General features: G+C 65.1%; 13 protein-coding genes. 5 read left to right on the top strand and 8 right to left on the bottom strand.

The features are described from left to right. Positions 1 to 8: 8 nt before the first annotated feature. From IH615_RS04255 to IH615_RS04240, 4 genes are all read right to left on the bottom strand, one after another. Complete coding sequence (locus IH615_RS04255; RefSeq protein WP_291360081.1) at positions 9 to 2,096, bottom strand: ABC transporter ATP-binding protein; 2,088 nt, start codon at positions 2,094 to 2,096, stop codon at positions 9 to 11. An 11-nt stretch (positions 2,097 to 2,107) separates the two neighbouring features. Further along, positions 2,108 to 3,256 (bottom strand): ABC transporter permease, encoded by a 1,149-nt coding sequence (locus IH615_RS04250; protein WP_291360080.1) that lies wholly within the window; start codon positions 3,254 to 3,256, stop codon positions 2,108 to 2,110. A gap of 171 nt (positions 3,257 to 3,427) precedes the next feature. Further along, positions 3,428 to 4,420: an ABC transporter permease gene (locus tag IH615_RS04245; protein WP_291360079.1), complete on the bottom strand. Its 993-nt coding sequence runs from the start codon at positions 4,418 to 4,420 to the stop codon at positions 3,428 to 3,430. 237 nt (positions 4,421 to 4,657) lie between these two features. Continuing rightward, positions 4,658 to 6,652, bottom strand: a complete 1,995-nt coding sequence (locus IH615_RS04240) for an ABC transporter substrate-binding protein (RefSeq protein ID WP_291360078.1) — start codon at positions 6,650 to 6,652, stop codon at positions 4,658 to 4,660. A 266-nt stretch (positions 6,653 to 6,918) separates the two neighbouring features. On the opposite strand from IH615_RS04240, the gene IH615_RS04235 reads away from it, so the two are divergent. From IH615_RS04235 to IH615_RS04220, 4 genes are all read left to right on the top strand, one after another. After that, entirely contained in the window at positions 6,919 to 7,947 is a 1,029-nt protein-coding gene (locus IH615_RS04235) for a LacI family DNA-binding transcriptional regulator (protein WP_291360076.1), read from the top strand. A 223-nt stretch (positions 7,948 to 8,170) separates the two neighbouring features. Then, complete coding sequence (locus tag IH615_RS04230) at positions 8,171 to 9,415, top strand: HAD family hydrolase (RefSeq protein ID WP_291360074.1); 1,245 nt, start codon at positions 8,171 to 8,173, stop codon at positions 9,413 to 9,415. Positions 9,416 to 9,502: 87 nt separating this feature from the next. Further along, a complete protein-coding gene (gene dinB, locus IH615_RS04225) occupies positions 9,503 to 10,747 on the top strand; it encodes a DNA polymerase IV (RefSeq protein ID WP_291360072.1) in 1,245 nt (414 codons plus the stop codon). Positions 10,748 to 11,003: 256 nt separating this feature from the next. Then, positions 11,004 to 11,273: a hypothetical protein gene (locus IH615_RS04220; protein WP_291360071.1), complete on the top strand. Its 270-nt coding sequence runs from the start codon at positions 11,004 to 11,006 to the stop codon at positions 11,271 to 11,273. Here the strand turns inward: IH615_RS04220 and IH615_RS04215 are convergent, their stop codons facing one another. Beyond that, on the bottom strand, positions 11,274 to 13,136 hold the full coding sequence (locus tag IH615_RS04215) for a heavy metal translocating P-type ATPase (protein WP_291360070.1): 1,863 nt from the start codon (positions 13,134 to 13,136) through the stop codon (positions 11,274 to 11,276). 194 nt (positions 13,137 to 13,330) lie between these two features. Between IH615_RS04215 and IH615_RS04210 the strand changes: the two genes are divergently transcribed. Next, positions 13,331 to 13,864: a hypothetical protein gene (locus tag IH615_RS04210; RefSeq protein ID WP_291360069.1), complete on the top strand. Its 534-nt coding sequence runs from the start codon at positions 13,331 to 13,333 to the stop codon at positions 13,862 to 13,864. Positions 13,865 to 13,894: 30 nt separating this feature from the next. Here the strand turns inward: IH615_RS04210 and IH615_RS04205 are convergent, their stop codons facing one another. From IH615_RS04205 to IH615_RS04195, 3 genes are all read right to left on the bottom strand, one after another. Next, complete coding sequence (locus tag IH615_RS04205; protein ID WP_291360068.1) at positions 13,895 to 14,146, bottom strand: PilZ domain-containing protein; 252 nt, start codon at positions 14,144 to 14,146, stop codon at positions 13,895 to 13,897. 111 nt (positions 14,147 to 14,257) lie between these two features. Further along, on the bottom strand, positions 14,258 to 15,847 hold the full coding sequence (locus IH615_RS04200) for a GMC family oxidoreductase N-terminal domain-containing protein (protein WP_291360066.1): 1,590 nt from the start codon (positions 15,845 to 15,847) through the stop codon (positions 14,258 to 14,260). 43 nt (positions 15,848 to 15,890) lie between these two features. Beyond that, on the bottom strand, positions 15,891 to 17,960 hold the full coding sequence (locus IH615_RS04195) for an FAD-binding protein (RefSeq protein WP_291360064.1): 2,070 nt from the start codon (positions 17,958 to 17,960) through the stop codon (positions 15,891 to 15,893). Positions 17,961 to 18,006 lie beyond the last annotated feature (46 nt).

Genomic DNA, 18,006 nt, shown 5'->3' with positions numbered 1-18,006 from the left:
GACCGAATTCACGCAGTGACCAGGTCCGGCGGACCGGCCACCGTTCGCAACTGCAACTCATCGGCCCGGATGCAGGCGAAACGATGGTTGGGGGTGCCATCGAGCGGCGGCAGGACGGCGCGGCAGGCCGGCAGGGCATAGGGGCAGCGATCGGCAAAGGGGCAGCCGGTCAGCTGCTGGCCAGGGTCGGGCACATGGCCCGGGAGCCGCACACGATGCTTGCTGATGCCCCGGCCGGGAATGGCCGCCAGCAGCGCCTCGGTATAGGGGTGGCGCGGATTGCGGAAGATTGCCTCGGTGCTGCCGATCTCGACGATGCGGCCCGCATACATCACCGCCACGCGGTCGCTGATATTGGCGATGACACCAAGGTCGTGGCTGACGAAGAGATAGGTCAGGCCCATTTCGGCCTGCAACGCCTTCATCATGTTGATGATCTGGGTCTGCACCGAGACATCGAGCGCCGAAACCGCTTCGTCGGCGATGACCAGCTTGGGATCGGATGCCAGGGCGCGGGCAATGGCGATGCGCTGGCGCTGGCCGCCGGAAAAGGCATGCGGGTAGCGCTCGGCATAATCAGGGCTGAGCCCGACCCTCGACAGCAGGGACTGCACCCTGCCCTCGATCTCGGCCGGGCTATGGCCGCCATTGACCTGCAGCACCTCGCCGATGATGTCGCGCACCCGCATGCGCGGATTGAGCGAACCGGTCGGGTCCTGGAAGATCATGCGGATATCGGTGCGCAGGCGCCGTGCTTCGGCGCCACGTGCGGTCAGCAGATCTGCCGGCGGGTTGGCGCCATCGGCAAAGCGGATCGAGCCGCCATCGGCGCGGTGCAGCCCGACAATGGTCTGGCCCAAGGTGGACTTGCCGCAGCCGCTCTCGCCCACCAGCCCCAGTGTTTCGCCGGGATAGATATCGAGGGAGATATCGTTGACAGCTCGCACCGCGCCCACCTGACGCTGAAAGAAGCCGGAGCGGATGGGGAAATGCTTGTGCAGATCGCGCACGCTCAGCAGCGGCTCGGTACCGGCTGGCTTGCGGGCGGCGACGGCGACAGCCTCGGCCGGCGGGCGCAATGGGGTCCTGGTGATCTGCGCCGCCTGCGGGCCATAGGCGTGGCAGGCCACCATGTGGTCATTGCCCAGGTCGCTGTCGCGCACGGGCATCACGTTGCAGAGGCCAGCGACGGCCCATTCGCAGCGGGGGTGGAATGGACATCCGGCCGGCCGCAAGGCCGGCGGGGGCACCATGCCAGGAATGGCCTTGAGCGGCGCCTTGAAGTCCCCGTCGAGACGCGGCATCGAGGCGAGCAGGCCGCGCGTATAAGGGTGCTTGGGGTTTTCCAGCACCTCGCGCACCGGGCCGCGTTCGACGATCCGGCCGAGATACATCACCGCGACCTCATCGGCGATTTCCGCGACGACGCCCAGGTCATGGGTGATGAACAGCACCGCCATGCCGCTGTCGCGCTGGAGCTGGGCCAGGAGGTCGAGGATATTGGCCTGGGTGGTCACGTCGAGGGCGGTGGTGGGCTCGTCGGCGATGAGCAGGCGCGGCTGGTTGATCAGCGCCATGGCAATCATGGCGCGCTGGCGCTGGCCGCCCGAGAGCTGGAAGGTATAGCTGTCATAACGCCGCTCTGGATCGGGCATGCCGACCTGTTCGAGCATCCTGATGCCTTCGGCCCGGGCCTCTTTCTTGCTGACCTTGCGATGCAGGGTCAGCGCCTCGCTGATCTGGTTGCCGATGGTGTAGAGCGGCGAGAGAAAGCTCATCGGCTCCTGGTGGATCATGGCGATATCGGCGCCACGCACGTGGCGCATGACCGGACTTGTGGACCTGGTGGCGGCGATGTCGAGCAGGCTGCCATCGGTCTGCCGCAGGTTGATCGATCCGCCCGAGACGCGACCGGGATGGTCGATGACCTGGAGGATGGCTTTGGCCGTCACCGACTTGCCGCAGCCGGACTCCCCCACTAGGCACAGGGTCTTGCCGGCAGGAATGTCGAGGTCGAGCCCGTTCACCACATCGACCGAGCCGGCAAAGGTGATGGCGAGGTCGCGGATTTCGACGAGATTGTCGGTGGTCTGCATGAGCGCTTGCCTCAGTCCGAATAGGGGTCGGCGGCGTCGCGCAGACCATCGCCAAGGAAGTTGAGCGCCAGCACAGCGATCACCACTGCGCCGCCGGGTAGCAGCAGCCAGGGGGCAGAGGCGATGGTGCGCACATTCTGCGCCTCCTGCAGCAGCACGCCCCAGGAGACGATGGGCGTGCGCAGGCCGATGCCGAGATAGCTGAGCGCCGTTTCGGCCAGGATCATGCCGGGGATGGCCAGCGACACGGTGGCGATGATGTGGCTGAGGAAGCTGGGCAGCATGTGTCGGAAGATGATGCGGACCGGCCCGCAGCCATCGAGCCGTGCCGCCTTGACGAAATCCTCGTTGCGCATGGCGAGGAACCGGCCGCGGACGACGCGGGCGAGGCTGGTCCAGCCCAGCACCGACAGGATGATGGTGATGAGGAAATAGACCTGCAATGGCGGGACAGATTGCGGGATGGCGGCGGCAAGCCCGATCCAGAGGGGAATTGATGGTACCGACTGGATGAACTCGATGAAGCGCTGGATGAGGTTGTCGACCACGCCACCAAACAGGCCCGATATACCGCCGATGAGAATGCCGAAGACCAGGCTCAGCGTGACGCCGACCAGGCCAATGGTCATGGAGATGCGCGTGCCATAGATGGTGCGGCTGAGGATATCGCGGCCGAGGCGATCGGCACCGGCGATGAAGAAGGGCTGGCCGGCCGTGACGGGACCGAAGAGGTGGCGGTCGGTGGGGATGAGGCCGAGCAGGCGATAGGGCTCGCCCGCGACGAAAAGGCCAATATCGATGGGCTGGGAGGGGTCCTCGACGAAGGTGCGGCGGCCGGAATTGTAGTCGATCTCCGACTTGTAGGCGTTGACATGCGGGGCGAAGCGCCAGCCCTCGCCAGTATCGCGGCCCCAGTGAATGGCCTGGGGCGGCGCATAGCTATAGGCGGGGTTGTAGGCTTCGAGGGTGACGGGGGCGAGGAATTCGGGAATGAGCGCCACGATATAGGCGAGGACGACCACGATGGCGCCGGCGACACCGAGCCGGTGGCGCAGGAACTTCTGCCAGACCAGGGCCCAATGGCCGTCATAACCGCGGCCGCGCTGATGGGCGGTGGCGATGGGGGCCACCTGGCCGGTGGTTTGGTCGAAGGTGCTCATGGGTGGGCCTCCTCGGCTGTGTCAACCAACCGCCGGGTCATTCCGGCGGAGGCCGGAATCCATGTCCGTGGAAAGCCGCGACATCCAGACGGCGGCGGGGCCACAGCATGGATCCCGGCCTTCGCCGGGATGACATCGCGATTGAGGCGAACACTGTGCATCCTCATCTCCCTACCCCTGCTGGTACCGGATACGCGGATCGAGCCAGGCCAGCAGCACGTCGCTCAGCAGCGTACCGATCACCACCAGCACGCTCAGCATCAGGATGAAGCTGGCGGCCATGTACATGTCCTGGGTGCGCAGCGCGTCGAGCAGCAGGGGGCCGGTGGTCTGCAGGCCCATGACGATGGCGACGATGGTGCCCCCCGAGACGATGTCGACGAAGATATCGTTCTGGCCGGACACGAACGGATTGAGCGCGTGGCGCACGGGATATTTCATCAGCAGGGCAAACTCGCCCTTGCCCTTGGCGCGGGCGGCGGTGACGTAGGGCTTGTGCAGCTCGTCCATCAGGTTGGCGCGGATCACGCGGATCACGCTGGCCGTGCCCGCGGTGCCCAGAACGATCATGGGGAGCCAGAGATGATTGAGCAGGTCCAGCACCCTGCCCCAGCTCCATGGCGCCTCGAGATATTCGGGCGAGAACAGGCCGCCGACATTCATGCCGAACCAGGCAAAGGCGATGTACATGACTGCAAGGGCGAGCAGGAAATTGGGAATGGCCAGGCCCAGAAAGCCGAGGAAGGTGGCGAGATAGTCGCCGGCCGAATAGCGGCGCACGGCCGAATAGATGCCGATGGGGATGGCGATGACCCAGATGAACAGCAGGCTGGCCACCGACAGAAGGATGGTGAGGCCCAGGCGCGGCCAGATGACGTCCTTAACCGGCAGATTGAAGGAAAACGAGTAGCCGAAGTCACCACGGGTGACGACGCCCGAGATCCAGTTCCAGTATTGCACCATGATGGGCAGATCGAGCCCATAGGCCCGGCGCATCGCCTCCTGCTCGGCCAGTGGCATGATATCGCCCTGGGCGGCGCGTAGCTCGGCAGTGCGGGTGATGAAATCGCCCGGCGGAATGGCGATCACGAGGAAGGAGATCAGCGAGACCGCGATCAGAGCCGGGATCACGTAGATGATCCGGCGCAGCATGAATGATCCCATGGTGGTCTCCTTTGCTCTGTGCCACGCCCTCGCGGTTCGAGGGTCGCTTCGCTCCCACCTCACGAAGACTGTTGGAGCACCGAGTTTTCAGTCGCCCTCATGGTGAGGTGCGAGCCCTTCTCGAGCCTCGAACCTCGAGGGCGTGGCACGGAATAAAATGACCGGCTCCGCAAAGGGAATGAACGGAGCCGGCCAGGTGCGGATGGCCCTTGGCGAGGCCACCCGGCTCCGGGGAGTCTAGGGTTTGAGGAAGAAGGTCGCGAAATTGGCTGGCGCCGGGCCGGGATAGAGCCAGCCCTCGATCAGTTCGGCCGGCACATTGTGCAGGTCGTTCTTGACCGAGCGGTAATAGCCCGCCGGGTTGGCGATGCCGATGGTGAGGAATTCCTCGGCCAGGAGGCCGGTGAATTCGGCCATCAGCGCGGCCTGCTCCTCGCCGACCGTGGTCGGGATGGTCGAGCGCAGTTCATAGAGGCGCTGGACATTGGCCGGCGGTTCGATCGGCGACCAGCCTTCGGGCAGTTCCGCACCGGGGTTGAGACGCTTGATGTCCCAGGCGGCCCAGCCGGACCAGTTACCTAGCGACCAGTAGCCGTAGTCGTTCATGAAGCGGCCGAGATTGAGCAGCGGCAGCTGTCCGCAGCCGTTTTCGCCCACCCACACGGCGGCATCGGCGTCGGGCTTGGCGCGGGCGTTACCGAACAGTTCGTCGGAGTGATAGTTGATGGTGACGTCCAGGCCCGCCTGCTTCCAGGTGCGTTCGATGAGCTGGAAGGCATCGACCGTATCCGGCTTGAAATCGGCGTTGATCTCGACCGAGAACTTGAACGGCTTGCCGTCCGGCCCGACGCGAACGCCGTCGGCGCCCAGCGGGATGATCTTGTCGAGGTGTTCGGCCGCCTTGGCGAGGTCGAATTCGGTGAATTCCTTGGCCAGCGTCTCGTTGTAGAACGGGGAATTCGGCAATGGCGCCGGCTGGAAGGGCTCGCCCTGCCCTAGATAGATGGTATCGATGATTTCCTGGCGATTGATGGCGTGGGATACGCCGATGCGGAAATCCTTGGAGCCGAAGACCTGCGCCTTGATCGGATCGGGATGGTTGACCGAGAAGCCGAGCACGGCTGTGTTGTAGTCGCAGCTGGTGGCCGGAACCAGGTGGTAGTCACCAGCTTGCTGGCTGTCGAAGAACACCGCGCGGTTCTGCGGCGTCGAGATATTGCGCGGCGACATGGTGATCTGGCCCTGGATGGCCTGGAGCAGCGTCACTTCCGGATCGGCCGCCACGGTCCAGACGCGCTCGTCGATATAGGGGAGCTGCTGGCACGAGGGATCGACGGCGAAGTAATAGGGATTGCGGACAAAGGTCACGCGTTCCTTGCCGAGCAGGCTATCGGTGCCGATCCAGGCATGGACTGACGGGCGTTCGGGATTGTTGAACTGGGCGGCGTCGCCATAGGAGCCGACATTGCCCTTCCACCACGCCGCGTAATCGGTCGCCCCTGCCGCAGCCATCATTTCGGCCACGCCATCGGGGTTCAGGTCGATATCGAACTGTTCCATATAGTGCTTGGGGAACTGCACGACGCGCTGGCCATAGGGGCCCGCCATGTTCTGCAGGAACAGGCCATTGGGCTGCTCATAGGCGAAGGTGACGGTGTAGTCGTCCACCTTGGTGACTGTGGGCACAGCGCCATTGTTCTTGAGTTCGGCCCGCGGGCCGCCGGTCATGACCTTCGGGTTGTTCTCGACGCGGTCCCACCAGAAGATGATGTCATCGGCCGTGAAGGGGTGGCCGTCGGACCATTTCATGCCTTCGCGCAGGTGGAAGGTGTAGCTCCTGGCGTCCTCACTGATATCCCAGCTCTTGGCGATGCCGGGCACGACTTCGGAGCCATCGACACTCCAGCGTACCAGCGGCTCGTAGCCGAACTGGCGCATGTCGGCGACATTGCCGCCGCCCCAGCTGTCGATGAACTGGCCGCCATAGACGCCGATTTCCTCGGCCGGCTGGATAACCAGGGGCTCGAGCGGCAGGCGCTCGGCGACAGCAGGCAGGCTGCCGGCGTCAACCATGGCCTCGAGTTGCGGCGCCTCGGTGTAGCCGCTGGCGCAGGCATTTGCTGCATCCTGGGCCTGGACCGGCAGCGCGATGGCGCCAGGCAAGGCTGTTGCGCTGAGCAGGACCGACGTTGCCGCCAGCCACCGCGTTACGCCGAGACGATCCTTCTGCATAATGCTTCCCTCCCACGAAATGAAAACTTCGCATCCTCCGAGGTCCGGCTGGTGGGTTGGAGCCGGAAGCCTCACTTCCAAGGGTGCTTTTGCACCTCGTAACTAGTCCCCACGCTTGTCGATTGAGTGACGCTAGCTTGTAAACGTTTTCAAGACAAGCTATCAAAACCGACGCAAGTCCGGGCTCTGCCGAAGCAAGAATTTCGGCGAGGATTCTGCGGGAAATCTGGCGGCATGCTTGCGGCGCGACACAGGACTGACCCGAGATGGTGACGATCAAGGATGTGGCGAAGCTGGCCAATGTGTCGATCGCGACGGTGTCGCGGGTGGTCAATGGCTATGCGCATGTGCGGCCGGCGGTGCGGGAGGCGGTGGGCAAAGCGATTGCCGAGCTGGGCTATCGGCCCAACGGGCTGGCCAGTTCGTTCCGTACGCAGCAGTCCAACATCGTCGGGGTGCTGCTCAGGCAGCAGCGGACGCCGTTCAGCAGTGCGCTGGCCTATGCCATCGAGAACACCATGTTCGACCAGGGCTACCGGGTGCTGCTGTGCTCGACCAACGGCGATGCCGATCGCGAGGAAGCCTATCTCAACACCATGCTGGAGATGCGGGTGCAGGGCGTGATCATCCGCCCGTCGAGCGCCACGCCGCGCACCATCAAGCAGGTCAACATGCTGCGGGAGCGGGATATTGCGGTGGCCTTTGTCGACATGAAGCCCAAGATCGCGGCGATCAGTTCGGTGGTCTGCGACAACTTTTCGGGCGGCTACCAGGGCATGCGCCACCTGATCGAGCTGGGCCATCGCCGCATTGGCGTGGTGGCCGGTGCCGTGGCGCAACGGGGCGGCGGCCAGGATGTGGGCAGCGAGCGGGTGCGCGGCATCAGGCAGGCGGCCGAGGATCTCGCGACCGGCGTCGAGATCGTCTATTCGATACCCTTCGATATCGCCAGCTTCGAGGTCGGGCGCGAGGCGGGAGCGGCGATGATCACCGGAAACCCTGGGCTCACCGCGATTTTTGCCACCACGGACATGCTGGCCTTGGGCGTGATGCATTCGGCCCATGCGCTCAACCTGGAGCTGCCGCGCGACCTGTCGATCCTGGGCTATGACGGCATCATGGAATCGGCCGTGACCTTCCCTACCCTCTCCACCATTGCCCAACCGATCCACGAAATGGGCCAGATCGCCGCCTCGATGCTGATCGACTATATGCGCGGCACCAGCAAATCGCCGCGCCAGGTGGTGCTGGAAAACACGCTGATCCAGCGCAATTCGACCATCCCGCTGGAATGACCGGCACGGACCGAGAAACCCACAGGCATGCCGCAAGATTGCCCGGAGGTTTCTTGCAGAAAGCCGCCATGGCGCTGCAATGGCGCCGACCAGCGGGTCAACTTGATTCCGGTTCAGCGCTCCGGCGACGCCATGAAGAAATTTGTAGCCGGCCTGCTTGCGGTGATGATCTGAAAACGATTACAAGGATGAACGTCCAATACAGCGTTCGAGGAAGCCTTCCATGTCATCACTGAGCCGGCCGGTCACGAGCGTGGATATCGCATTGGCGCGGCGCCTGGCGCCGGTGATCCGGTTTGGCGACAACGAGCCATTCCTGCCCAGCCATGTCGGCATATCGGTGCTGGAAGCCCCTGGCCGCTCGCCGTCGAGCCGGCTCGATATCGGCTTAGAGGCCGGGGTGGCCAAGGTCATCGAATATGCCATCTGGTGGGACTGGGACATCCAGCACCTCTACGAACTGGAGCATATCTGGCTCAAGCTCGACGCTGCTGACGGTGTGGTGGGCGTGGAAGCCAGCTCGCATGGCGGCAAGTTCGCCATGAAAGGCGCCGATGGCGGCCTGCCGCTGCAGGACGGGCGGGTGACGCTGGTATCGACGCCGGGCAAGCATGCGTTCACGGCGACAGCGGAAGAACAGGGAAAGACCCAGGAACTGACCACCGTCTGCTGCCAGGAACTGGCGGGACGCGACGGCGTGCTGATCAACGACATGTTCCGCGCGGAACTCGACGAAGTGACCGCCGAGGACCACCGGGCCGTCAAGCGCTACCTGCAGGCCCGCGCCTTTCTGCCGACCTTCAGCTTTGGCCGGCATTTCGACCTGGCGGAGGCGGAACTGCTGAGCTGGGAGGGGCTGGCGGCGTGGATCCCTGGGCGGGTCAAGGCGGTGCTGGCGCAGGTGCGGCAGGAGCAGCCCCTGCTCAAGGCCGTGTTCCTCGACAGCGGCGACACGCTGGTCAACGAAGCAACCGAGGTTTTCGACGCCGACGGCTATGTGATCGAAGCGGGCCTGATCCCCGGCGCACTCGAAATGGTGCGCGCGCTGGCCAGCGACGGGTATCGCATCGCCCTGGTGGCCGACGGCCGGGTGCGCAGCTTCGACACCATCCTGGGCGGCCACGGCATTGCGCCGCATTTTCACGCCCAGGTCATCTCCGAATCCGCGGGCTGTGAAAAGCCCGACCGGCGCATGTTCGAGCAGGCCATGACGGCATTGGGGCTAGGCGATGAGGATGCCGAGGCCATCGTCATGGTAGGCAACCATCTTGAGCGCGATATCGGTGGCGCCAACCGACTAGGCATTATCAGCATCTGGCAGAACTGGTCCAAGAAACGCAGCCACATTCCGGCCGAAGCGCATGAAGTGCCCCGCTACACCATCCGGTCTCCGGGCGAATTGCCGGGCCTGCTGGCCGATATCGAGCGGCAGATGGCGCGGGCCCGGTTCAACCCGTCGCTGGGCTAGATTTCGTCGCCGACGGTTAGTGCAGGCTTGACGTCTGGCTGATTTTGTTCCCTTTATGTTCTGCAACAGCGCAGAACAGGTGCGGGCTTGGCCGAGGCGACGATCCTTCACGCCGATCTGGACGCGTTCTATGCGTCGGTGGAGCAATTGCTCGACCCCGCGCTGCGCGGCCGACCCATTGCCGTGGGCGGCGGTGTAGTGCTGGCGGCATCCTATGAGGCCAAGGCCTTTGGCGTGCGCGGCGGCATGCCGGGGCGGCAGGCGCGGGAGCTGTGTCCGCAACTGTTGTTCGTCGGCGGCCATTTCAGCGAATATCAGCGGCTGGGCGACGCGGCCATTGCCGTGCTGGGCGACTACACGCCGCTGGTGGAGCGCATTTCCATCGACGAGGCCTTTGCCGATGTTGCCGGCACGGCGCATCTGTTCGGCCCGCCTGCCGCTATCGCCCAGACCATAAGGCGGCGGGTGCGCGAGGAGCTGGGCCTGCCCATTTCGGTGGGGGTGGCACGGACCAAGCACCTGGCCAAGATCGGCTCGCAGGTGGCCAAGCCGGATGGACTGGTGGTGATCGACCCGGCGCGGGAGACCGAATTCCTGCACGAGTTGCCTGTCGACCTGATGTGGGGCGTGGGGCCGGTGACCAGCGCCAAGCTGGCCGATGCCGGCATTCGCACCATCGGGCAGCTGGCCGAGATGCCGGGGCAATCGCTGGAAAGGCTGATAGGCCAGGCGGCCGGGCAGAAGCTGGCGGCGCTGGCCTGGAACCGCGACCCGCGCGTCATCGAAACCCACCGCCGCGCCCGCTCGGCCGGGGCCCAATCAGCGCTTGGCCGGAAGCCATTCGAGGAGCGGGTGTTCCGACCGACATTGCGAATGCTGGCCGACCGCATCGGCTCGCGCCTGCGCAACAAGTCGCTATCGGGGCGAACGGTAACCGTACGGGTACGCTTTGCCGATCTGCGGGCGGTGACGCGAGCGATGACCCTGCCGGCTGCGGTGGCGGCGACAGCGATCCTGGCGGAAGTGGCGGAAGACCTGGTGCGGAGCGTGCGACAGGATTTTCCGGGAGAGCGCTTCATATCGCTGCTGGCCATTTCGGTGTCGCATCTGGCGCCTGCAGAGGGCCTGCAGCTCGAATTCGGTCTTGGTCTCGCCGACGAGAAGCGGCGCCCTGGTGCGCAAGGCGGTGCAGCCCGCTGGCAGGCTGACCGGGCCATGGATGCGGTGCGCGGCCGGTTCGGCTGGGAGGCCATCGGCTATGGATCGGTGGTGCTGGAGGCGCCGCGCGCCGTGCCGGATGCATTCAGGGAACTGGCGGAGAAGGAGCTTTGAGCCGGGCGGTCGGCCAGTGCACAAAAAAAGCCCCGGCCGTGTGCATCAGCCGGGGTCAAATACGGGAAGTCTGGAGGTCGCAGGGGCAAACCTGCACCAGATCAACGCCCGACCCGGCAGTTCAGTTCGCCGCTGACGAGGATGTGATCGGGAGGGTCGAGGTGCCCGTGGAACGCGTTGGGCCGGTGTGGTTCCCACGACCTCCTGGAACGACCCCGGCCCGTTGGCCATTGCTCTCTTGATCGAGGAGATGGCCATGACCCAAGCCCCAACCACAGACCAGATCAGGAATGCTACCGATAGCGGGGCCACCGGAGAAAAGGTGGGACACCCCGACCCCGCAGCTGCGCCCTTGGGCACCGATGCCGAGGCGGGCGGGAATAGTCCGACGCCCACCGAGCGCAAGCTCGAGGCCGGTTCGCAGATCAATCATCCCGAGGCCGTGCCGCCGGATGGGCGAGTGGTCTATTTCGTGCTCATCGCGCTGGTTGCCGGGGCGATAGCGGTGATCGGGACGATGGCCTGATCACTGCGACTGCTCGCGCGACGCCGGACCCCGCGGCATGATGCGCAGGGCGCGGAGCGCGTTGAGGATGACGGCGACGTCGATGACTTCCTGCAGCAGGGCGCCCTGTACCGGTGTGAGATAGCCGAAGGCGGCGGCGATCATCCCGGCGACGGAGAGGCCTATGCCGGCGGCAACGCTCTGGAGGGCGATGGCCCGGGCGCGTTGCGCCACCTCGATCCCGGGCAGCAGGCGATCGAGGTGATCGACCAGCAGCACCACGTCGGCGGCTTCGGCGGAGGCGGCGGCACCGCGCGCGCCCATGGCGACGCCGACATCGGCGGCGGCCAAAGCTGGTGCATCGTTGACGCCATCGCCGACCATCATGACCGGGCCGTGCTTGTGCTCGGTCAGCACCAGCAGGACTTTCTGGTCGGGCGTGAGATCGGCCCGCACCGCGTCGAAGTCGAGGCCTGCAGTGACCGCCTCGGCCACGGCGCGGCGATCTCCGGTGGCCAGCAGGATGCGGGCGATGCCCAGGCGGCGCAGGCCGGCCAGGAGTTCTGATGTGCCCGAGCGCAGGGTATCGGCCAGCACGAGCTGGCCTGCCAGAACGCCGTCGACCGCCAGGGCAACCAGGGCAGAACCGGTATCGGTTCCCTCGGCATGGGGCGCGGGAGCACCGATGCGCGACAGGACGAAAGCAGGGCCGCCGACGATGACATGCCTGCCGTCGACTGTGCCGGAAAGGCCCTCGCCCGGCGTCTCGACCACGCTTGCGGGTACGGGCAAAGCCATGCCACGCGCCCGGGCTGCAGCGACAATGGCCTGGGCCATGGGGTGCTTGGACGCCTGCTCCAGCGCGGCGGCGAAATAGAGCACCTGGTCCTCCGGCTGCGCGACGGTCTCGATCGATACGATCTGCGGCCGGCCATCGGTGAGCGTACCGGTCTTGTCGAGGATCAGGGTGTTGATCCGGGCCAGGGCCTCGAGTGGCTTGGCGCCCTTGATCAGCACGCCATAATGGGCAGCGCGCGACAGGCCAGCGACCAGTGCAACCGGAACGGCCAGGATCAGCGGGCAAGGGGTGGCCACGACCAGCACCGCCACGGCCCGGATCGGATCGCCGGTGAACCACCAGGCGGCAGTGGCGAGCACGACGGTGACGGCGAGAAACAGCAGCGAATAGCGGTCGGCCAGCCGGGCCATGGGAGCCTTTGAAGCCTGCGCCGCTTCCACCAGCCGGACTATGCCCGCATAGGTGCTGTCGGCGGCGCGACGGGTGGCGCGGAGATCGAAGGCGTCGGCGGCATTGGTCGAGCCGCTCATCACGTCCTGGCCGCGATTAAGCCGCTGGGGCATGGATTCGCCTGTGAGCGCCGACTGGTCGAGCAGAGCCCGGTCGCTCTCGACCGTGCCATCCACCGGCGCCACGTCGCCCTGGCGGATCAGCAGGAGATCGCCCGGCGCGATCTCGTCCAGCGGGACTTCATCGAGCGCGCCATTGCGGTGCCGGGTGGCGGTGCGCGGCACGCGGGAGAGGAGATCGCTCATCTCGCGGCGCGCGCGGCCTTCGGCAAAGCTCTCAAGAAAGGAGCCGCCCGCATACATCAGCGCCACGACGGCCGCCGCCAAGGTTTCGCCGAACAGCAGGGCCGCGGACATGGACAGGGCGGCTACGATATCGAGCCCGACCTCGCCCTTGGCGAGGCTGGCGACGATCTCGAAAACGAGGGCCGCCAGCACGGGGATGACGCCCAAGGTCCAGGCCACGGTCGCCATATCCGCCCGGTCCACCAGCAAGAGGCCGAGGCCGGACAGCAGGCCCAGCAAGGCGATGGTCAACAGCGCGATGTTGAGGCTATCATGGAGCAACGGCTTCATCGGCTTGGGTCCCCGGCGCATTGCGCGGCCAGCGAGAGGGCCGCAGGCAGAGTCCTACCCGCCAATGGCGTCGCTTCCAAGCGCGCGCAATGGCGCAGGTTCTCTGGCGCCCCGCAAAGTATCATAAAATGCCAGGTGTCCCCCTATCCGGCGCTTAGAGCATTGCGGGCCAGGATGCAGGGGAGGAGAATTCCATGCGCATTGTGATTGCACTGTTTATCGCCGCCTTTCTGCAGGCCCCGGCGCTGGCGGGGGGAGCCGGATGGTCGTTTTCGCTGCGGGACACGCCGGCTGGCCCGTTATGCGTGGCCGCGACCGAGCAGAACGGAGTGACGGTCGGCTTTTATGGGGCGCCGCTGGGGCCGACCTACGCCTTTGTCAAAGGGGTGAACCTGCCCCGCAATGCCCGATCCACCTGGCAGGTCGGCGGCTATGAATGGCGTCAATTCGTCGGGGCCGCGGACAGCTATGACGGGGTCCATATCTATCCGGGCATAAGGGCGCATTTCCTTGCGGAAGTGGCCGCCGGATCGCGGCTGGACCTCTATCTCCACGATGCGAGCCTGGCCGGCAACGCGCCGCTCACGGGCACGCTCGGCCTGTCGCTGCGGGGCTCGTCGCGGGCGATTGCATCGCTGCTCAGGTGCCAGGCGGAGCATTATCAGCCGGCCTATCACGCGCTGATCGTGATTGAGGCCTATGCCCTGCCGCTGCCGCCGCGCTATTAGCCGGCCCGGGGGCAGCAGGCCGGGGCCGACCTAGCTCTCGAACCGGATGCCGACGCGCTTGCCCTCGCGCCAGACCAGCCGGCAGGGCTGCATGCGATGGTTGGGCATCAGCATGTAGAAGCTCTCAGGGAGCTCGTAATCGGGCGGGATGTCAACGCGCGCCCCCGTATCGGTCATGTTGAGGACTGCGCCATCGAAGCGGACAACACCATCGACGGTAACGATGGTGGCCTCCAGATGGACCATTTCACGGGGCAATGCTCGGCGTTCACGCATGGCCATGAGCATAGAGGCTCAAGGCTGCCGAGGTGTTGGCACAATGGCTAAAGCTTTATCGAAGCGCTGCGGTCCTATGCGCCACTGACGCGGAGGCATAACTTCAAGCTTCCATCCCTAGAACCCGTGTGACGCCTTGACCAGGTCGGCCCCCTTTTCGCCGATCATGATCGCCGTGGCGTTTGTGTTGGCGGAGACAACGGTCGGCATGATCGACGCATCGATCACTCTCAGGCCGGAGATGCCGTTGAACCGGAGTTCATTGTCTACGACCGCATTGTCGTCGGGCCCCATTCGACATGTGCCGGCGGGGTGATGATCCGTCTTGGCGTGGCGGCATGCATATTCGAAGTAGTCCTGATCGGACTTCACGTTGGGGCCAGGCAGCCTCTCGGCTTTGACATAGGGCTTCAGCGCATTCTGGCTCATTATTTCCTGGGCCAGCTTCAGGCCGCGGATGGACATCTCCCGGTCGTAAGGGTCGGCCCAGTAGTTCGGGTCGATGAGCGGGGCGGCCCCGGGGTCGGAACTGGCCAGACGCACCGATCCTCGCGACCGGGGGCGCAAGTAGGCCGAGTTCAGCGTGACGCCGCCTTGCTTCATGGTCTCGACACCCGCTTCGATGCCGGACCCCAGACCAAGATGGAACTGAATGTCGGGCGAGCGGGCATTCTTGTCGGCGTACCAGAAGCCGCCGGTCTCGAAGAGGCTTGAGGCCACCGGACCGGTCCTGGTCAGCAGATATTGCAGGCCGGCCACGGCCGACCAGTGCGGCTTGGCGTATTTGTCATAGGTGTGCGGCCCCGTGCACTCCGCAATGACGAACAAGTCCAGGTGGTCCTGCAGGTTCGAGCCGACTTCGGGCTGGTCGAACACGACGTCGATGCCGAGCCCGGAAAGGTGGCCTGCCGGTCCGATGCCCGATAGTTGAAGCAGGCGAGGCGAACCGATGGCTCCGGACGAGAGCAGCACTTCCTTGCCCGCGCGGACCACACCCTCGCCCGCGAGTTCGACGCCGACCGCCCTGCCCCGCTCGACGACGATGCGCAGAACCTGCGCGTCGGTACGGACCGTAAGGTTGGGGCGCTTGCCCCTGATAGGGCCGAGATAGGCGATCGAGGTTGACGAGCGGCGCACGTGGCGCTGCGTCAGCTGATAGTAGCCCACGCCGTCCTGGCTTTCGCCGGTCATGTCATGGTTGCGCGGGATGCCGAGTTCACCGGCGGCCTTGAAATAGGCTTCGCAGATCGGCAACGGCGCGGCCGGCTTGCTGACGCCCAGTGGTCCCCCCTGCCCGTGATAGCGATCGTTGAAGGTGTCGTTATCCTCGGCCTTGCGGAAGTACGGCAGTACATCTTCATACCCCCAGCCGATGCAGCCCATCTGCCGCCATTCGTCGTAGTCGAGGGCGTTGCCGCGTGTGTAGATCTGGGCGTTGATGGAGGAGCCGCCGCCGATCACCTTGGCCTGGGTGTAGCGGATGACCATGTCGTTCATGTGCTTCTGCGGGACGGTGTGCCAGCCCCAGCTGCCGATGCCCTTGGTCATCTTCGCGAAGCCGGCGGGGAGATGGTAAAACGGATGCCAGTCGCGGCCGCCTGCCTCGAGGAGCAGGACCTTGACGTCGGGATTCTCGCTCAGACGAGCGGCGAGAACGCAGCCGGCAGAGCCGCCGCCGACGATAATGAAGTCATACGCTTGCGACATCGTGTCTCCTTAAAACAGCTTGGCTCCGGGCGGCATCGCCACGCTAAGCCGCATAAATCCGGCCGGTCAGCCAATCTGGCCAATCGCGCTCGAAGAACGACTTCTGGGTTTCATCGAGAAACCGATTTGGTCGCGTTGTGACCTGAATCGCACTGCCGTCGAACCTGACGACGATCTGTTCCGCCTTGTGCTCTGCCCGCTCCCTGCGAAAGCGAAATTCCTCGAGCACACCCGACTTCGTGGTCGGCGCGTCGTCGCCGGCTGGGTCACAGATTGTCCGCGCCCCGCGGCTGCCGCCGCCGTCCCGGATGTAGTGGTCGAGAGCGGCGAGAACGGCCTCGGAGGCCAGGGCCATCTGCTGCCATTGCGCGGCCCTTACGGCTTCGGCCGCATGGCCATAGGCGATGCCGTTCGCACAAATATTGGCATTGAGCGCTCCCGCCTCCCGCAGCGCGGAGCTGACACCCGTGGGATCGCAGATGATCCCTGCGCGATCACTCATCCGGGCCTGCACTTCAGCTCGTACGCTCTTCATGGCGATCGGGCTGTCGGCACGAATGACGTGCTGCAATTGCCCAAGCTCGACGATGCCAAGGTTGTCGGGATCGACAGAGGGCGCCGACCGGGCATTGCCGGACGCAGCGATATGCTCGGCAGCGCGGGTTCCGAACACCTGCCCGGCATTGAGCGCGGCACCGCCGGGGCGGGTCACGCCATGCGTGCCGGCGGCCTCGCCTATGGCGTAACATCCCGACAGGTTGCTTTGGCCCCAGACGTCGACCATCACGCCGCCGTTCATGTGCTGGTTGTTCACTGCGAATTCCAGCGGCTCGATGGCGATGTCTATCTTGTAGCGACGGTAAAGTTCGATCGCCAACGGGTTCATGTGCGCCAACCGATCGATCGGCAGCTCCTGGGTCGCACCCGCATTGCCGAGGTAACGGCTCACATCATCATCGAGGCGTTCGAGAGAGAATGCCTGGTCCCCCTCCACGGTCAGGGGATTGCGGTTGAAATCCATGAACACGCGCCGACCGGCCGCCGACTCCCGGTAGATCGCAAGGTCGACGAGGCTGGAGCCGAACCCCAGCATGCGCGTGGAGTGGAAGGGCCATTGGTAGCCTTTGCGGAACACGTTGGACGCGAGTTCCTGCGTGGTTCGGTAATAGTCCGCCAGGAAGTGGTGCTCCCTGCCCTCATCGTCCACCGAATAGATGTGCGGCATCGCCTGCACATAAGTGCCCGAGAGGTTCCAGGGAAATCCTTCGCGCCGGGTACCGATGCCGAACTGGCTCTCTGTCAGGTTGACCAGTTCGATGCCTGCCTCAAGGGCGAGACCCAAAGAGCCGAAGCAGCCGTTAGGGTAGACGCTGTCGCGGTAAAGTTCGCCGGGGCCGCCGGCGGCCAGCACCAGGACGTTGCAGCGGAAGATGGCAAGGCCCAGCGGATTTGCGTCGGACCGATCTGCCGAGCGCGATACCAGGATGCCGACGACCCTGCGGCTACCTTCGTCTGCCGTCAGGATCCTGACTGCGGTCGTCTGATTGTAGATCGGGACCTGCAGCCTGATGGCTTCTTCGGCCAGCACCTTGACCATCAGACGGGACGTCCGCGGACCGCAACTGGTTGCACGCCCGACCTCGTCATGGTCGGTCTGGTATCGCAGAGTACCGCCCAGGCGCTCCTGAGGCAGCGGGAGGCCCATGAACTGTAGCGAGGCCATCATCCGCGCCGAGCCAACTGCCTCGACATAGGCGGTGTCCTCATCCATGGAGCCGCCTGCACGGATCGCGCGAGCCATGGCGCGGAAATCATCGCCATGGTCGGCAGTGTTGGCTGTATGCAGGGTCTGCTTATCCGAGCCGGAGCATGCGGACGTCCCACCCCAGGCGCTCTGGCTGACCACGGCGACATCGTCGCCTCGGCGCTTCAGCTCGACGGCGGCCCGCAGGCCCGCGGCGCCCGAACCAACGATTACGCACCCATAGCGATAGATCGGGAGACCCAGGCCGTCGATTGTTACGGATTCGTCCGAGGCCGGCTCGTTGGCAAGCCTGGGCATATCGACGTCGGTGAGGTCGTCCAGGATGGATTGCGGGACGTCAATGGTCATAGTGGCCTCCACAAAGGGCGTGGCAGGTCGGAGACGCACTCGTGGA

It is taken from the genome of Devosia sp. (assembly GCF_014860165.1).
Taxonomy (GTDB): domain Bacteria; phylum Pseudomonadota; class Alphaproteobacteria; order Rhizobiales; family Devosiaceae; genus Devosia.
This window is presented reverse-complemented; position numbering and strand designations above follow the sequence as displayed.

Excerpts from the sequence above, each read along its gene's own strand:
- IH615_RS04220 (WP_291360071.1), top strand. The coding sequence starts at position 11,004 with ATGACCCAAGCCCCAACCACAGACCAGATCAGGAATGCTACCGATAGC.
- IH615_RS04245 (WP_291360079.1), bottom strand. The coding sequence starts at position 4,420 with ATGGGATCATTCATGCTGCGCCGGATCATCTACGTGATCCCGGCTCTG.
- IH615_RS04230 (WP_291360074.1), top strand. The coding sequence starts at position 8,171 with ATGTCATCACTGAGCCGGCCGGTCACGAGCGTGGATATCGCATTGGCG.
- IH615_RS04195 (WP_291360064.1), bottom strand. The coding sequence starts at position 17,960 with ATGACCATTGACGTCCCGCAATCCATCCTGGACGACCTCACCGACGTC.
- IH615_RS04255 (WP_291360081.1), bottom strand. The coding sequence starts at position 2,096 with ATGCAGACCACCGACAATCTCGTCGAAATCCGCGACCTCGCCATCACC.
- IH615_RS04215 (WP_291360070.1), bottom strand. The coding sequence starts at position 13,136 with ATGAAGCCGTTGCTCCATGATAGCCTCAACATCGCGCTGTTGACCATC.
- IH615_RS04250 (WP_291360080.1), bottom strand. The coding sequence starts at position 3,256 with ATGAGCACCTTCGACCAAACCACCGGCCAGGTGGCCCCCATCGCCACC.
- IH615_RS04210 (WP_291360069.1), top strand. The coding sequence starts at position 13,331 with ATGCGCATTGTGATTGCACTGTTTATCGCCGCCTTTCTGCAGGCCCCG.
- IH615_RS04205 (WP_291360068.1), bottom strand. The coding sequence starts at position 14,146 with ATGGCCATGCGTGAACGCCGAGCATTGCCCCGTGAAATGGTCCATCTG.
- IH615_RS04235 (WP_291360076.1), top strand. The coding sequence starts at position 6,919 with ATGGTGACGATCAAGGATGTGGCGAAGCTGGCCAATGTGTCGATCGCG.
- IH615_RS04200 (WP_291360066.1), bottom strand. The coding sequence starts at position 15,847 with ATGTCGCAAGCGTATGACTTCATTATCGTCGGCGGCGGCTCTGCCGGC.
- IH615_RS04240 (WP_291360078.1), bottom strand. The coding sequence starts at position 6,652 with ATGCAGAAGGATCGTCTCGGCGTAACGCGGTGGCTGGCGGCAACGTCG.